The sequence below is a fragment of the Actinotignum sp. UMB0459 genome, assembly GCF_051905915.1.
GTDB classification, from domain to species: domain Bacteria; phylum Actinomycetota; class Actinomycetes; order Actinomycetales; family Actinomycetaceae; genus Actinotignum; species Actinotignum sanguinis.
Genome location: NZ_JBQAIK010000012.1, coordinates 134,771 through 150,755, shown reverse-complemented (window position 1 = coordinate 150,755; position 15,985 = coordinate 134,771). Strand labels below are relative to the sequence as shown.

Genomic DNA, 15,985 nt, shown 5'->3' with positions numbered 1-15,985 from the left:
ACCGCCTGAGCTAGCAGCCCGATCCTTCTCTGAGAAGGCCCCGCTGCTCTAGCTCAGGCGGTAGCCCATTCCACGCACCGTTTCGATGCGGTCACGCCCGATTTTCCCGCGCAGGTAGCGCACATACACGTCCACCACATTGGAACCTGGATCGAAATCATAGCCCCAAACCCGGGAAAGGAGTTGCTCGCGGGAAAGCACCTGCCCCGGGTGGCGCATAAAGGTTTCCAGCAGGGTAAATTCGCGCGCGGACAGCTCCACCTGTTTCCCACCCACATGGGCGTGGTGGGATAGCAAATCCAGTGTGATGCCGCCGTGGGAAAGCTGGGTGGCAGAGCTAGCTGGTATCGGAGTGGCTGCGGCGTCGCGCAAACGCAAACGGATACGCGCGAGGAGTTCTTCGAAAGAAAAAGGCTTCGCCATGTAATCATCGGCCCCGCCCTCGAGCCCGGCCACGCGGTCTGTCACCGAGGTGCGGGCGGTGAGGAGAATAACCGGAGTATCCAGCCCCTGACCGCGCAAGCGTTCGAGCACCGCAAAACCGTCGATATCCGGCAGACCAATATCTAAAATAATCAAATCGAACGGGGTATGAACCGCCAGGTCAACAGCCTCCCCACCGCTTGATGCGGTGGTGGAAGTGTAGCCGGCTGCTCTCAACCCCTTCGCAATAAAGCGGGCAATGCGCTCTTCGTCCTCGACGATGAGGATGGTGCTCATCTTGCTCCCTTCTCCGGTTGTGAGGCTATCACGTTCCCCGGTAAACGCTGGGCAAACTCAGCGTAAACACGGAGCCCTCCCCCAAACGTGAGCGCACCGTTACCTCCCCGCCGTGGGCCCGGGCGATAGAGCTAACAATCGCGAGCCCGAGCCCGGAGCCTTCCGAACGCCCGGTGTTACGCCCGCGCGCGAAGCGCTCCATGATGCGAGCGGTATCCTCCGGGGCGATCCCGCAGCCGGCATCTTCCACCGTGAAACTCACGCGGCCTCCGGCCACGGTCGAGGAAATCTCTACCGGTGAGCCATCTTCGGAGTATTTGACGGCATTCGCGGCCAATTGCAGCACTGCCTGGGTAATACGTTCCGGGTCCAGCCATACTTGTCCACGTGCCACCTCGCCGAGGTTCCAGGCACGCGAGCCCAACCCGGTAGCTTTATCGAAAATCCGCTCGGTGAGCGCGGCAATATCAACTTCGCGAGGCACCACAAAGTCAGCACGCTCGGATTTTGCGAGGGTGAGTAAGTCGCCTACCAGCGAATTCATACGGTCCAGTTCTTCGAGAGCCAGGGCGCGGGTATCAGCGGCGTCACTCGGATCGGCAGCGTCCATGAGTTCCAGATGCCCGCGCACAATCGTGATGGGGGTGCGCAATTCGTGCCCGACGTCATCTAAAAGTTGGCGCTGATCGGCATCCATGGTTTCCAGGGAATCGAGCATAGTATTTATCGCCGTCGAGAGCCGCGCCAGATCGTCACGCCCCTCCACCGGCACCCGGCGGGACAAATCCGCATTCGCGGTAATATTTTCGGCCGTGGCACGCAGCTGCTCCACGGGGCGCAGCAGCTGCCCCACCAGTCGCCACGCGATGGCGACGACGCCGCTCACCGCCACCAGGTAGACCACCGCCAGCACCGTCATAAGGTTCCAGATACGGGCACTGATGACATCAAGAAGATACACGTGCACCAGCGCGCCGGGCTGCGAGTCGGAGAACTGCACCGGCACCACGATATAGCGATATTCACGCTGCGTACCCGCGTAGGTACCCATCGTGACTTCCCCGCTGCGGGTGAGCGGGAGGAGGTGGCGCACCAGTCCGGAGTCTTCCTCGGGGCGTACCGGACTGGTATCACCGCCCACCCAGGCGACCCGCCCGTCCACGATCCCCATTTCCCCTTCCGCTTCGGAAAGGACGGTGCGCGAAAGATAGGTTTCGATGAGCTGGGATGGCCCGGCGAAGGGCTGCCCGGTTTCCGGATCGACTCCGTTTTCAGCCAGCACCCGAAATTCGTCTGCCACCCGCACCAGGGTGGCATCCACCTGGGCGCGCCACATACGGCTTTCGGTAAGAACAACGGCAACGCCGGTTGCCGCCAGCACGACCGCAACGAGGGCGACCATGGTGGCGGCAATCCGAAAACGAATCGTAATAGGACGTGATGTCACATTGTTTCCCGTTCGACGGCGGCGGGCGGGAGCGGCACGGTGTGCACGCCCGTTCGTTCCAGCTTATTCCATTCGCTGGCTTTTCCGCGCATTTCTAGCCAGATCGCGCACACCGTCGCGGCGCTCATCATCCAGGAGAAGGGGAGCCACAGGGGCAAGGCGGGAAGGAGACGCAGGTCGCGCCAGGCACGATCCAGGACAAGAGAAAGCACCGTTACCGCGAAGGCGACCACCAGTCCCGCCCCCACCAGTATGTTCATCCAATTCGGAGCCGCCCCGCTAAGTGCTGCAACCGCCCACACCGCGAGAGTGGCTACCTGGAACGCCGGGGCGACGAGGAGTGAGAAGAGATTGATAGGCAGGTAGGCGTCAATGGGGCGCCGCCAAGGAGAGGTGAGACGGGAGCGATGGATACGAGCGGTTTGAATAAGACCCCGTTGCCAGCGCACCCGCTGTTTCCATAATGCCGACAGAGTGGATGGGACTTCGGCCAGTACCAGGGCGTGGGGCGCGAATTCCACGTCCCATCCGGCAAAGTGGATCCGCCAGGTAAGCTCCAGATCCTCCCCCAGGGTATCTTCCCGAAAACCTCCGACCCGGCGCACCGCATCAGCACGGAACGCCCCGGAATTTCCTGCCACGATGGGAAGCATCCCCAGCAAAGCGAGGGCACGGCGCGTCATGCCTGTCCCGACGTGGGTCATGAGGGCAAGCAGAGCTGTGAGCGGACCGGTGATATTGACCGGCTGATCGTTGCCACATACGGCGCCCACCCCAGGATGGCGGAATCCACTCAAAAGCTGCGGGATGGTGGTGGGAGTGAAGAGCCCGTCGGCATCCACGAAAATGAGAATCTCCCCGGTGGCATGAGCGATACCGAGATTGAGGGCGCTGCCTTTCCCTCCGTTGATCTTACTGAGGAAGGTCACGCGCGGATCGCGAGTGAAGGGCGCGGCAACGGCGGCGGTCGCGTCCGTGGAACCATCATCGACGACGATGACCTCCAAACGGCGCCAGCCGGTAGCAAGGATGGAGCGCAGGCAGGCGCCGAGCACCACTTCTTCGTTATAGGCGGGGATAATAATCGACACTTTCGTGTGCGGGCCATAGAGGGGGCGGGGGCGTTGGCGCATCTCACCGAGGATGGCGGCCGGGTACATCATCCAGGTCACCGCGGTGAGGATGAGGGTAGGAACGGCAAGAATGAGAAGCAAGGTGGTCATGCGGTCACCTCGATAGCGGAGTGAGGTGCCGAAGTAGCCTCCGCGGGTGCGTAAGCATCCAGGAGCGCGTCCAACAATTCTGGTGCGTGAGCGCTATGCGCGCCGAAACGGGCATTGATTTCGATGAGCGCGGGGCGGCCCTGAGTATCGCGGCGAATATCAACGTCAGCCGCGCCGTTCACGCCCACCGCCCGCGCCGCCGCGAGCGCTAGTTCGGCAACATCTGGGGCTTTCACGCGCCGGACCCCGGTCGCGTTTCCGTGCTGTCCGGAGGCCAGGCTGGTTTTCTCTAGCACGACCACGGTGGCGGTGTGCCCCGATGCGGGAAGAGGAAGGTAGAGCTGCGCGCAGTATTCGGTTCCGGGGAGGAAGGCGGAGACCATCTCGGTATCGCGCAATGGCACGGTGGGCGGGAATGTTGTTTCCAGGCGTACCCCGCGCCCGCCACGTGCGACCCGCGGGCGTACCACGTAGGGGAATCCGAGCCAGTAGGCACCTTCCTCGGTGAGGGCAGGGCCTTCCAGACTCCGGGGCACGGCCAGGCCGAGGCTGTCTGCTACCCGATGGGTGAGCCATTTATCGGCAGCAATAGCCACCGCTGCGGTGGGTGAAACCGCAATGCGGGCCCGATGGAGCAGCGCACTGCGCAGCGGAGCAAGGATGGAAAGTTCTTCATCCACGGTGGGGATGATGAGGTCAATCGAATACTCCTCGCAGATGGCGGCCAGGGCGCTAACAAAATCCGGAGCTGTGGCCGGCGGGCACGGGAGGATCCGCGCACCATCGGTACGGGGGCGAGGCGCCATATCAACGCCGAGCACGGGGATTCGCCGGGCATCCAGCTGGGTGAGAAGGGAGGAGCCAGCCGGGCCGCCGGCCCCGGTAACGAGCACTCGCGGGCGGGAAGTAAGAGCGGAATGAGTCATCGTGATTGATCCTTCGGTAATAGTGGAGAGACGGCGCGACACGGTGCACCATACGGCGCAGCGCAGCGTGCCGCGGTGCGGAGAACAGCGCTACACGGCACCAAACGGTGCACCACACGGCACAGCGCAGCGCCGCGGGGTGGGCACTTACCCCGGGGCTTAGAGCACGCCACGGAAAGCGGGAATACGCACCGCTTCAAAAGCCTCGGCGGCCTCCATTTTGGCTTGTTCGCCACGGAAATTAGCTTTGGCGGTGAGCACGTCGCCAGCCATATACGGTTTGTCCATCTGGTCGGCGTGGATGGCCACCCCGGCGCTTTTCACCCCGGTGTACTCGGTGATATCCACGAAGACCTGCGGGGAAAAGTTCGCGGTAGCCGAAGGTGATTCGTAGCAGAGAATCGCCGGGTGGCGCCGCCCGGCCCGCATGGTAGCGCGGTGCACGGCGGTGTGGTCCTGGTGTTGATCGTGGGCCGAATGCGTGAAAATAATATCCGGGTTGAGGGTTCGGATTTTTTCTTCGATGGCGCTGGTGAGAGTATTTTCGTGATCAGCTAGCTGAGTATCGGGCAGGCCGAGAGTGCGCAAGGTGGTCACCCCGAGGAAAGTACCGGCGCGCTGGGCTTCCCCGGCCCGCTCCCCGGCATTACCTCCCACCGCACCATCCGCGGCCACGATGGCATGAATTTCATGCCCGGCATCGGCCAACCGAGCCAAGGTACCCCCGCAGGCCAATTCCAGATCATCGGGATGTGCCCCGACGGCGAGGATACGGCGCGTGGGCACCGCCGCCCCCACCGGAATCCAACCACTCACCAAGAGAACAAACTGGGTAACCAGCGCCGCAACGGAGCCCAGGCTCACCCACCGCTCCAGGTTCCCGGGCGCATCCCCACCTAACAAGGCGATATTAGCCGGGACAAGAAGGAAGGCACTTCCCAGCGTGAAAAGCTGGAGGGGCCGGAAGGCGCGGATGCGTCGTCGTACTGAAGTTTCAAGAAGAACAACGGACAGTGCCGTCACCAAAAGGAGCACGGCAAGCAGAGCATTCATGGAGATCGTCATGGCTCCAGTGTTCCGCCCCGTGTTAATATCGCGGTGAGGAGGTGATGAGAACTCTCTCATCGCGCCTCCACCCCCGTTTCCCGCGCGTGCCGTACACTTTACTTACTCACGCGTAACCTTGAGGAGAATCATGGCCGAAATCGAGCGGACTGAAGTTTTCACTCCCGGAAAGATTCATATCACCGATGAAATGACGATTCCGTGGGTTTTCCGTAATATCGCACGCGAGCAGCCCGAGCGCACCGTGGTGGCGCGCAAGGCCTCGTTGGGGCAATGGGTGCCGGTGGCGTGGCGGACTTTCGAATCCGAATATCGTGCCCTGGCACGCGGCTTTATCGCCATGGGCGTCCAGCCCGGGGATCGTATCGCACTCATGTGCCACACTCGCTACGAATTCTGCGTGGTTGATTTCGCGCTGTGGTCCATTGGCGCGATGGCCGTCACCGTGTATGAAACTGATTCCACGGAGCAGGCTCGCTGGATTGTGGAAGATGCGCACTGCCGCTTCGCCGTCGTTGAAAACCAACAGATGGCCGCGGTTATGGCGCCCTTCCGTTCCGATTTTGATTTCTTTAGCGATATTTTCGTTATTTCTGACGATGACTTGGCCCGGATTTCCGCGCGCGGCACCATGGATCTCGATGCTGAGATTGACCGCCGTATCGATGCGATGCATGCCGACGACGAAGCTACCGTCATCTACACCTCTGGCTCGACAGGCCGGCCTAAGGGCGTGGTTCTCAGCCACCGCAACCTGCTGCACGTAGTTATTAACGGGCCGCTGGATGATAACCTCGCCCCGATCCTCTCCGGCGAGAAGCGCACCCTCCTCTTCCTGCCCATGGCCCATGTTTTCGCACGCTTTATTAACCTGGTGGCCTTCTACGCGGGTAACACCATCGGGCACTGCCCCGATACCCATAACCTCGTTGAGGATATGAAGTCCTTCAAGCCGCATTATATTTTGGCGGTACCGCGCGTTTTCGAGAAGATCTACAACGCGGCGGATGCCCAGGCCACAGGTGTGAAGCAAAAGATTTTCCGCTATTACGCCAAGGTGGCTATCGCCTATTCGCGGGCCCTGGATAGCGCGGCCGGGCCGTCTCTGGCGCTGCGAGCTCAGCATGAAGTGGGTGAGCGCCTCGTCTACTCCAAGATTAAGGAGATTACCGGCGGGAACCTCGAGAATGTGATTTCCGGGGGTGCGCCGCTGGGCGCACGGCTGGGGCATTTCTTCCGCGGCATCGGGATTAACATTTTTGAAGGATACGGGGCAACGGAAACGTCCGCACCGACCACCGTGAACCGCTTCAACCACCAGCGGATAGGTTCGGTGGGGCCGGCGTATCCCGGCTGCCACGTCGCGATTGATACCGACGGTGAAGTGCTGGTCAAGGGCGATCACGTTTTCCACAAGTACCTGAATAACCCGGAAGAAACCGCCAAGGCATTTACCGAGGACGGCTGGTATCGCACCGGCGATCTCGGCAAGATTGAAGATGGCTTCGTGTGGATTACCGGGCGGAAGAAGGAACTTATTGTGACCGCCGGCGGGAAGAACGTCTCCCCCGCGATCCTGGAGGATCGGCTGCGCGGCCACCCGCTTATTTCGCAGGTGGTTGTGGTGGGTGATCAGCGGCCTTTCGTGGGCGCCCTCATCACCCTGGATTCAGAGATGCTGCCCATCTGGCTGAAGAATAAGAATCTGCCGGCCATGTCCGTTTCGGAAGCCGTGCATGATCCGCAGATTATCGCCGCGGTGGACCGCGCCATTAAGCGCACCAACGAAGCGGTATCCCGGGCGGAATCCATCCGTAAATTCGTTATTCTCCCTATTGATTTCACCCCGGAGAACGGCTACCTCACCGCGTCTCTCAAGGTGAAGCGCACCGCGGTGCTCCGCGATTTCGCCACCGTGATCGGGCGCGATATTTACGGGGACAAGGGCGATAAGAACCGCGATTAGGTCATAGTTCAGCTACGAGGCGGGGCGGGGGCTTCTTAGTCCACGCCCCGTCTCGTTTCACCTCGCGTTGTGCGAAGCTAGTCCGCGCCGGCACCGCCAGCTTCGCGCTCATCACCATCAACCTGCGCGGCGCGGGAAGCACGGGAAATACGCTGGTGATCCGCTACAGCCCGCGAGGTGATGACATTATGCACCCGCACCGCAAATTCGGGATCTAGCCCCACCGCGCGCGCCAGTTCAGCAATCCGAGCGTGCTGCACACCTTCGCGCGCCATATCGCGGGCGGGAAGCCGGTAGCGATCCTTGAGGCGCCCCACGGCGTCGGTTACCTGCTTGCGTTGCCCCAACAGCTCAATTAGCTGGGAGTCTAAAACGTCCAGGCGCGCCCGCAAAGCACCGAGTTCCGCGGTGCACCGCTCTTCTTCCGCATGGCGCTGCGCCCCTTCGCCGCTCACTAGGCGCTCTTCCGTTCCGCAGCGGAAACGATCTCCACAGCCGCACCGTCGGTGACCGCCGCGCGGGTAACAATCACTTCCCGGACATCCTTACGGGAAGGCACATCAAACATGGCCGGTCCGAGTACCCGCTCCATAATGGAGCGCAGCCCGCGCGCCCCGGTGCCCCGTTCCATCGCTTCGCGCGCCATGGCGCGCAGCGCCTCATCCTGGAAGGTCAGGCGCACCCCGTCCAGCTCGAACATGCGAGTGTACTGTTTGACCAGGGCGTTGCGCGGCTCGGTAAGAATCTGCACCAGGTCGTCTTCACCCAGCGCCTCCACCGTTGCGATAACGGGCAGGCGCCCCACCAGCTCCGGAATAAGGCCGTACTTATGGAGATCCTCCGGGGTGACCTGCGAGAGCATCGTCGAACTGGCCTCGGCGTCGTGCAATTGCGCCCCGAAACCGATACCGTGGCGCCCTACGCGGGTAGAAATAACATCCTCCAAACCCGCAAAGGCCCCGGCGCATATAAAAAGAATATTCGAGGTATTGATCTGGAGATAGTCCTGCTGGGGATGCTTACGCCCGCCCTGCGGAGGCACCGCCGCAACCGTACCCTCCACGATCTTGAGAAGCGCCTGCTGCACGCCCTCCCCCGACACATCCCGGGTAATGGAGGGATTCTCAGATTTGCGCGTGATTTTATCGATTTCGTCGATGTAAATAATGCCAGATTCGGCCTTTTTCACATCATCACCGGCAGCCTGCACGAGCCGCAATAAAATATTCTCGACGTCTTCACCCACGTACCCGGCCTCTGTAAGAGAGGTGGCATCCGCGATCGCGAAGGGCACATCGAGCATCCGCGCAAGCGACTGGGCAAGATACGTTTTCCCAGTACCGGTGGGGCCGAGCAGCAAAATATTAGATTTGCCGAGCTCAACAGTATCCTCACCGTCAGCGGGACGCGGCGCGGCTTTAGCGCGCAACCGCTTGTAGTGGTTGTACACGGCGACGGCGAGCGTGCGCTTCGCGGCCTCCTGCCCCACCACGTACTCGTTCAAAAACGCGTAAATATCTGCGGGAACGGGAAGCTCATTCGGGGAAAAACCATCGTTTTCCTTCCCGAATTCCTCGGCGATAATCTCATTGCACAGCTCGATGCATTCATTGCAAATGTAGACACCCGAGCCGGTGATAAGTTTCTTCACCTGGCGTTGGGTTTTCTGGCAGAACGAACACTTGAGAGCTTCTGCTGCATCGACGGTCGCCATGTTCCTCCTTGCCTCGCGGCCGCGCCGTACGCGCGTCTTCCCTATTCCACCGCATCTGCGCTCAAAGGTCACGTTCCCACGCGGGGCGCGCACAGTGAGTGAGATGTACGACGGCGCAGCTCCCGCGCCGCACCCGCCGCCCATGCAGGTGGGCGGGCAGGAGCACCTGGCCCCTACCCGCCCATGATACGCGCTCCCGCCCCGGCTATAGCCCGGAGCGTATACGCGCGAATCCTATTAACCGTTGGTTACGGTATCCGCATTTTTACGCGATTCGAGCACATTGTCCACCAGGCCGTAGTCCTTGGCCTGCTGGGCGGTGAGGATCTTATCGCGCTGGATATCTGCCCGTACCTCATCGGGAGATTTCCCGCTGTGGTGGGCCAGGGTGTTGACCAGCCATTCCGTCATGCGGTCAAGCTCATCGGCCACGATAGAAATATCGGTGGCCTGCCCCTGCATCCCCTCCATTGCGGGCTGGTGGATGAGCACCCGCGCATTGGGGAGCGCCAGGCGTCGGCCCGGAGAGCCGGCCGCCAGCAACACCGCCGCCGCGGAGGCAGCCTGGCCCAGGCACACGGTCTGGATCTGCGGCTTGATGTACTGCATGGTGTCGTAAATAGCCGTGAGCGCGGTGAAGGAACCACCCGGAGAGTTGATGTACATGGTCACCGGGGAGTTCGGGTCCATCGATTCGAGGACGAGCAGCTGGGCCATCACATCATCCGCGGAAGCATCATCCACCTGCACCCCGAGGAAAATAATGCGATCCTCGAAAAGTTTGGTGTAGGGGTTGGAACGCTTGTATCCGTAGGGGGTGCGCTCTTCAAAATCGGGAAGGACGTAGCGGTTGGAGGGCATCGGGCCCGCGCTACCGTGGCCGAAGCCAGCGGTGGGAACGCGACCGGCGGCCATCATGGCGGGCAGATTACCCGCGGCTCGGAAATTCATCGTCATGAGAGCTCCTCCCCCGCGTGGCTGGCTTCGAGTGCGCCGTCGTTACTATCGTTATTCGGCTTCTTGAGCATGACCTGCGAGTTGGAAATAATGTGGTCCACGAAGCCGTATTCCAGTGCTTCCTGCGCGGTGAACCAGTGGTCACGTTCGGAATCTTCCAGGATCTGCTCCAGTGACTTGCCGGTGTGCTTCGCGTTGAGCCCGGCTAGTTCTTCCTTCATCTGCAAGATGAGGTTGGCATTGATACGGATATCAGCTGCCACTCCGCCGGCGCCGCCCGAAGGCTGATGCATAAGAACGCGAGTATGCGGAGTGATATAACGCTTACCCTTGGTACCGGCTGAAAGCAGGAATTGGCCCATCGAGGCCGCCATGCCCATAGCCACGGTGACAACATCCGGTTGAACATACTGCATGGTGTCAAAAATGGCCATACCCGCGGTGACCGAGCCACCCGGAGAATTAATGTATAGGTAAATATCGCTCTCCGGATCCTCCGCGGCAAGGAGCATCATCTGGGCGCAAATCTGATTCGCATTATCATCGCGAACCTCCGAGCCGAGCCAAATGATGCGTTCCTTGAGGAGGCGCTGGTAAACAGCATCGCCGAATGCTGAAGGCTGGTTATTATCCCGGCCTTCCATGCGAGGTGATGTGGTCACGGTTTTCCTTCCTCGGAACCCCCACGCGGAGATTCCATACTCGTATGCGACTTTAACGCCCGCGGGCCGCCGCGATCATCCTGGCTCGAGGCTTTTTCGCTGATGGCGCATGGTTGGCGCCGTCACGGTGCCGCAGCCAAGAAAAGAGCGGGAGGGCGGCGAGGTAATTCTCGCTGCCCTCCCGCTGGAGAGGTGGCTAGTTACTAGCCGCTGGTAGTGACCTGTTAGCGGTTGACGGCCGGGCGATCAGCACCCGCGCCGTTCCAGTCACCGGCGAGGAACACATCACCGGCGCGGCCGAAGCCGAAGCTTGCCACCGCGACGCCCTCGCCCACGTTGTCACGCAGGTGCCAGACGTTACCGCGGACCACACCGATGCCGTCCACGCCATCCCCGTTCCAGTCACCGGCGAGGAACACATCACCGGGGCGCCCGTAGGAGGAGGTGGACTTTGCCTGGGTATCAGCGAAAGCCCCCTGAGCGAAGACGGTGTTGCCACGGCGCACCGCGAGTTCGTCGCGCCCGTTGCCATCCCAATCGCCGGCCACGATCTGGTCGCCGTGCCGTCCGAAGGAGACCGTGGACGTGTGGTTGCCACCCGCCAGGTCGTCGCGCACGTATACCGTATTGCCGCGCCGTACTCCGATGGTGTCCTTACCGTCCCCGTTCCAGTCGCCAATGATGATCTCGTCATCGGCCCGGCCGAAGGAGAATTGCATCTGGGCATTGCCGGTGGCGGCGTTGGTGAGCAGGAAGGTGTTGCCACGGCGCACCCCGGGGGTGTCCACGCCGTCGCCGTCCCAGTCACCCACGAAGATGGTTTCGCCGGCGCGACCGTAGCTGGTGACACGGTCGGCGTTACCACCAGCCAGTGCGGTGGAGCTGAAGAGCAGATTGCCCTGCGGTGCCGCAGGCTTGCTCGGCTTATCGCTCGGCTCGGTACCCGGCTTGCTGGGTTCGGTGCTCGGTTCCGTGCCCGGTTCGGTCGGCTCGGTACCCGGTTCGGTCGGCTCGGTACCCGGCTCGGTCGGCTCAACGCTCGGCTCCGTGCCCGGTTCTTCACCGCCGGGCTGCTCGCCGCCCGGGGTTTCCCCGGCGCGCGCGGTCAGCCACTTGCTCGAATCAAGCGGTTCACCCACGAGGCGAACTTCACCGATACAACCCTGGAATCCAGATTCACGCACCCCGGCATAGGAGCCCGCGCCGAGAACCCACGGCAGGCCCTGGGTGCCCACGCCCACGGTGCCCGGCGAATTACGCAGCACCGGTACCCCATCCACGTACATCGTGGTCATCTTGGTTTCCGGATCGTTGACCACCGCGAGGTGGAGCCACTGATCGCGCGAGACGATCTCGCCCGACCACGCCGAAGATTCGGCCGGGGTGGGCTTCTGGGAGTCCACGAAGGAGAACTGAATTTCCGCCAGGTTGGACATCGCCCACGCGAAGGGCGGTTCTTCACCCTCGGTGTTGTTGTAGCCGGCGATGTTCTGGCGCTGCCCGTCGCGGGAGAGCCAGGCCATCCAGGCATTGTTCTTGTTATCGAACTTCGGGGAGATCTTGATGAAGGTCTCGAAGGTGAAACCATTCTCGAAGGTCTCGTTATTGACGGCGGCATCGGCGGCGGTCACGAAGTTATTCCACCGCGCGTTATCGCGTCCACCATTGGCGAAGCACACCGCGCCGGCATTGGCCGAGAGCGGGTGGTGGTCACGGGTCCATACGACGTCGCCTTCTTCCGCACCCTTGGAACCGGGCTGGTCCAGCGGGGCCCGGGTGAAGTTATCCCCACCCACGGCATCCACGATGGCTTCACCCACGGCAACCGGGGTGCCCTCGGCCTTATCCACCGGCATCTTCCAGTGGGCCACGGTGCTCTCCACCTGCGGGTAGTCCTCCGCGCTGGTCGGGGCGGAGGGGGTAACCTGGGTCGGCGCATCGTAGGTGGCAAGCCACTCGCGCAGCTGCGGCGTCGTCAAAGAAGCCTTCGTATCAGCAATAACGAGGTTCGGGAAACGTTCCGCGAAGTTGAAGTCGAGCTCGAAGGTCTGGCCCGCTCCGGTAAGGATCGCCTGGTCGTCGGGAACAAGGGTGTCCTTGGCCTTCGTCATCACCCACGGGGAGAAGGAGGTCTGGTAAATCTTGTTACCCGGCAGGTCGAATTCGACCATGCCCATGTAGCCGTTTCCACCCATGTAGGCCATCTGGTAATCCATGAGGACCTGGTAAACGGGATGGCCGGCGTCGTTCGTGCGCGTCCAGGTGGTCGCGCCGTGATGGTGGCCGTTGAAGGTGAGGAACACCTGGTCGTGATTGCGGATGACCTTGTTCCATACCTTTTCACCGAACTCGGTGGCCAGCGGCGTCACGCCGTCGCCCTCCACATTAATGAGCTGGTGGGAATTGACGATCGTGGGGGTATTCGGATGCTTATCGAGCACATCGGAGGCCCACTGCAGGGCGTCATCCTGGGCCTGCCAGGACAGGTTCATGACCAGGAAATCTTGGCCATTGACCTTGAGAATGTGGTACTCGTGCGCGCCGGAAGGATCGCGCTCCACGAAGGTCACATTCTTGGCGGCACGCTCGGCACCGAACCATTCCTTGTAGGTGCCGTAGCCGACCGGGTCGGTATCCGACGCATCGGCCCCGACGTCGTGATTACCGGCAAGAATCGAGTACGGGTGCCCCGCATCTTCGAGAATCTTCATCGCCTTATCGGCAATTTCCCACTGCTGGGGATGGTTGTACTGGTCGACGATATCGCCCAGGTGCATGGACATCTTAATGCCGTACTTCTCAGCGTTTTCCGCGATCCAGGAGGTCTGGGCGGAGAAGGGTTCGCTGCCGTACATGGCACCGAATTGGTTACCGGTTTCCGCCGTGGCGTAACGCGAGTAGAACTGGGTGTCCGGGATAACGCCGAGGGAGAAGTTGGACAGCGGGGTCTTCTCTTCGTCCTGGCCGGTGCCTTCCTGCGGGGTGCCCGCCAGCGGGTTACCTTCCGCATCCAGGTACACGGTGAACTGCCCGGTGAGCAGCTCGCGGCGCTCCACCTTTTCCACCTCGTAGTTATCGTCGAGGATCGGGAAGAGCGAGATGGGGGTCATGACCATTTCGGCGGCCGGTTTCACCCCGGAATCGAGGGCCGGGCCGGCGTAGGGCTGAATCTTGATATCCAGGTGGCCGTAGTGTTTCCCGCCCGAGATGAGTTTCTTCACGCCCGCCTCGTTGGTCTTCCACATTTCCGGTTCGTTGGCCTGCGCCATCCACACGGAGTGGGAGTTGAAACGCAGCGGTTCGTACGAGCCGTTCTCCCCCGTCTTGACCATCTTTTCACCGCGCAGGCCGTCGGAGGCTACGCCGACGTCCCAGTGGTACACGCCCACGCCGTCGCCCGCTTCGTCCACGTAGGAGGCCTGGAACATTTCGTCGTGGCCGGAGAACACGGAGGCGACATTGTACTTTTCGAAGAGCGGCTGGAGGTGGCGCATGGGCACACCCGGCTGCTGATCGGGGAACTTGTGGCCCATCGGAGTGCCGTGCACGCCGTTGGAATATGCTACGTGGTGGTACTGCACGATGATGATCTGGCCCTTGGCGCGGGCATCAGCAAGCTGCTCGTCAAGCCAGCGGTACTGCTCCGAACCGGGCATGAAGCTGGGCTGATCCACCGAATCGGGGGCCGCATCCGGGCCCCACCAGCCGGCCGCCACGGACTTGGGGAAGTCCCGCGCGTATTCCTCGTACGGGAAAACGCCCTGGGTGTCCGTCCCGAGCTGAGCGGCGGTAATGCCTGCGTCGTTGCCTTCGATCTTGGCTTCTTCCGGCATCGTCTTGGTGGTCTGATCCGTACCGTTGGTCGAATCGAGGCTGATAATGGTCACCGGCCCCATATCGGTGCGGTGGTAGGCATCGCGAGCGTTCGCGTTATCCGAGCCGTTGGTATCAAAAACCTGGTTGTAGGCGGCGCGCGCCCGGGCTACCGCGGTGCGATCATCGGGGCTGCCGTAGCCGTACACTTCGTGGTTGCCCAGCGAGGTGATAACCGGAATCGAATCGAGGAGCTGGCCTTTATCGCCCGCGAAGTAACGGAACCATTCATCCCAGTGGCTCTGCGAGGAGGCGCGTTCGGCGATGTCGCCGGGCAGCAGCACCAGGTCAGGCTTGGCGGCGGCAATAGCGGCGTTATTGATTTCTTGCGCCTTATCCTCGGTAAGCATGTAATTGACGGCGTACTTCCCGTTACGGGTGGAGCCGCCGAATTTCTCATCCCAAGCCGAGCCCTTACCCGGGCGCTCTTCGGAGCCTTCCGCCAGGTTGAGGGTCTGTTCCCATTCGCGGTAGGTCACGCGCCCGATGGGATCGGTTTCGGTATCGGAGAAGGCGATGATATGGAGCGGATCAGTAATCCCCACCTTGCCGTCCGGGAGGGTGCGCAGCGTGGCGGAATGCGCGTAGCCGTCCACCGTGACCGTGTAGGTGTAGGTGGAGCTGGGCTGGAGCTCTTCTACGCGCTGGCTGTACTTATAGGGATGATCAGCACGAATCCAAGCTCCCTGCGGTACGGACAGCGCCTTCCCGCGGCTGAGGGTGCCCTGCTTAAGTTCGTAGTCCTGGTAATCGTTCACCGGGTTCTGCACGCCGGCTACCGTGTAGGTGCGCCCTTCGGCGGGCAGACCCGGGCCGGTGATGGTGAGAACGGCATTATGGCCCAGTTCCGTAAACCAGTTAATCGTCATCTCGTGGGCACCGGGGCGCTGCAGGTAGGGCAGCACTCGGAAGCCGGGACGTGGATCCATGGGCTGAGTCACCCCGTCAACGACGACGGGATTCTCATTCGTAGAGGCGAGAGCCGGAGAATCGACTCCCGGGAGTACTGGGTCGGCCACGGCTGGCACGGTACATGCCACCCCGACCGGCACTAGCGTAGCGGCAGCTAGAGCCGCTACTACTCGACGCACGTGTCGCATGAATATCCTTCGCTTTGAGCTAGTCGGGGCGCGGATTGGCCCGACTCGGAAACACGCGTTTCCATTGCTCAAACTATTGAATTCGCCTTAATAAGCCGTAAACGGGCTCTTAATTTAAGGAGCTTCACGTGAATATCACACTGCGGCGGTACGACGGTACGGCGGTACGACGGGGCGGCGCGCGCGGCGCGACGGTGGGAATGGTGCGGGAGTGAACGGTGCGACGGTGGGAATGGTCCGGGAGCGAACGGCGCGACGGTGCGCCCCTGCGGAGAACGGTGGAACGGTGGGTGGCACGACGACGGCGCAGCTACGCTGCGCATATACGCGTG

General features: G+C 61.7%; 11 protein-coding genes. 1 reads left to right on the top strand and 10 read right to left on the bottom strand.

The annotated features are described in order from the left end of the window. Positions 1 to 48: 48 nt before the first annotated feature. The 5 genes from ACTFPK_RS03870 to ACTFPK_RS03850 form a co-directional block, all read right to left on the bottom strand. Complete coding sequence (locus tag ACTFPK_RS03870) at positions 49 to 720, bottom strand: response regulator transcription factor (protein ID WP_274732786.1); 672 nt, start codon at positions 718 to 720, stop codon at positions 49 to 51. A gap of 28 nt (positions 721 to 748) precedes the next feature. Further along, positions 749 to 2,167 carry a sensor histidine kinase gene (locus ACTFPK_RS03865; RefSeq protein WP_274732784.1) on the bottom strand — a complete coding sequence of 473 codons (1,419 nt, stop codon included), beginning with the start codon at positions 2,165 to 2,167 and terminating at the stop codon, positions 749 to 751. Then, on the bottom strand, positions 2,164 to 3,390 hold the full coding sequence (locus ACTFPK_RS03860) for a glycosyltransferase (RefSeq protein WP_274732782.1): 1,227 nt from the start codon (positions 3,388 to 3,390) through the stop codon (positions 2,164 to 2,166). Before ACTFPK_RS03860 ends, ACTFPK_RS03865 begins: the two co-directional genes overlap by 4 nt. Next, complete coding sequence (locus ACTFPK_RS03855; RefSeq protein ID WP_274732780.1) at positions 3,387 to 4,316, bottom strand: ATP-grasp domain-containing protein; 930 nt, start codon at positions 4,314 to 4,316, stop codon at positions 3,387 to 3,389. Before ACTFPK_RS03855 ends, ACTFPK_RS03860 begins: the two co-directional genes overlap by 4 nt. A 159-nt stretch (positions 4,317 to 4,475) precedes the next feature. Beyond that, positions 4,476 to 5,381: a PIG-L deacetylase family protein gene (locus ACTFPK_RS03850; RefSeq protein ID WP_274732778.1), complete on the bottom strand. Its 906-nt coding sequence runs from the start codon at positions 5,379 to 5,381 to the stop codon at positions 4,476 to 4,478. A 130-nt stretch (positions 5,382 to 5,511) separates the two neighbouring features. On the opposite strand from ACTFPK_RS03850, the gene ACTFPK_RS03845 reads away from it, so the two are divergent. Next, positions 5,512 to 7,347, top strand: a complete 1,836-nt coding sequence (locus ACTFPK_RS03845) for an AMP-dependent synthetase/ligase (protein ID WP_126134973.1) — start codon at positions 5,512 to 5,514, stop codon at positions 7,345 to 7,347. Between the two features lie 77 nt (positions 7,348 to 7,424). Here ACTFPK_RS03845 and ACTFPK_RS03840 read toward each other — a convergent pair whose 3' ends face one another. The 5 genes from ACTFPK_RS03840 to ACTFPK_RS03820 form a co-directional block, all read right to left on the bottom strand. Then, complete coding sequence (locus ACTFPK_RS03840) at positions 7,425 to 7,802, bottom strand: chorismate mutase (RefSeq protein ID WP_274755730.1); 378 nt, start codon at positions 7,800 to 7,802, stop codon at positions 7,425 to 7,427. Then, entirely contained in the window at positions 7,802 to 9,061 is a 1,260-nt protein-coding gene (gene clpX / locus ACTFPK_RS03835; RefSeq protein ID WP_274732774.1) for an ATP-dependent Clp protease ATP-binding subunit ClpX, read from the bottom strand. The genes ACTFPK_RS03840 and clpX overlap by 1 nt, the downstream gene beginning before the upstream one ends. 237 nt (positions 9,062 to 9,298) lie before the next feature. Beyond that, positions 9,299 to 9,976 carry an ATP-dependent Clp protease proteolytic subunit gene (locus ACTFPK_RS03830; protein WP_375712894.1) on the bottom strand — a complete coding sequence of 226 codons (678 nt, stop codon included), beginning with the start codon at positions 9,974 to 9,976 and terminating at the stop codon, positions 9,299 to 9,301. 38 nt (positions 9,977 to 10,014) lie between these two features. After that, positions 10,015 to 10,662 (bottom strand): ClpP family protease, encoded by a 648-nt coding sequence (locus ACTFPK_RS03825; protein WP_126135012.1) that lies wholly within the window; start codon positions 10,660 to 10,662, stop codon positions 10,015 to 10,017. A 242-nt stretch (positions 10,663 to 10,904) separates the two neighbouring features. Next, positions 10,905 to 15,572, bottom strand: coding sequence for a metallophosphoesterase (locus ACTFPK_RS03820; RefSeq protein ID WP_279057994.1), 4,668 nt, complete (start codon positions 15,570 to 15,572; stop codon positions 10,905 to 10,907). Between the last annotated feature and the right edge of the window lie 413 nt (positions 15,573 to 15,985).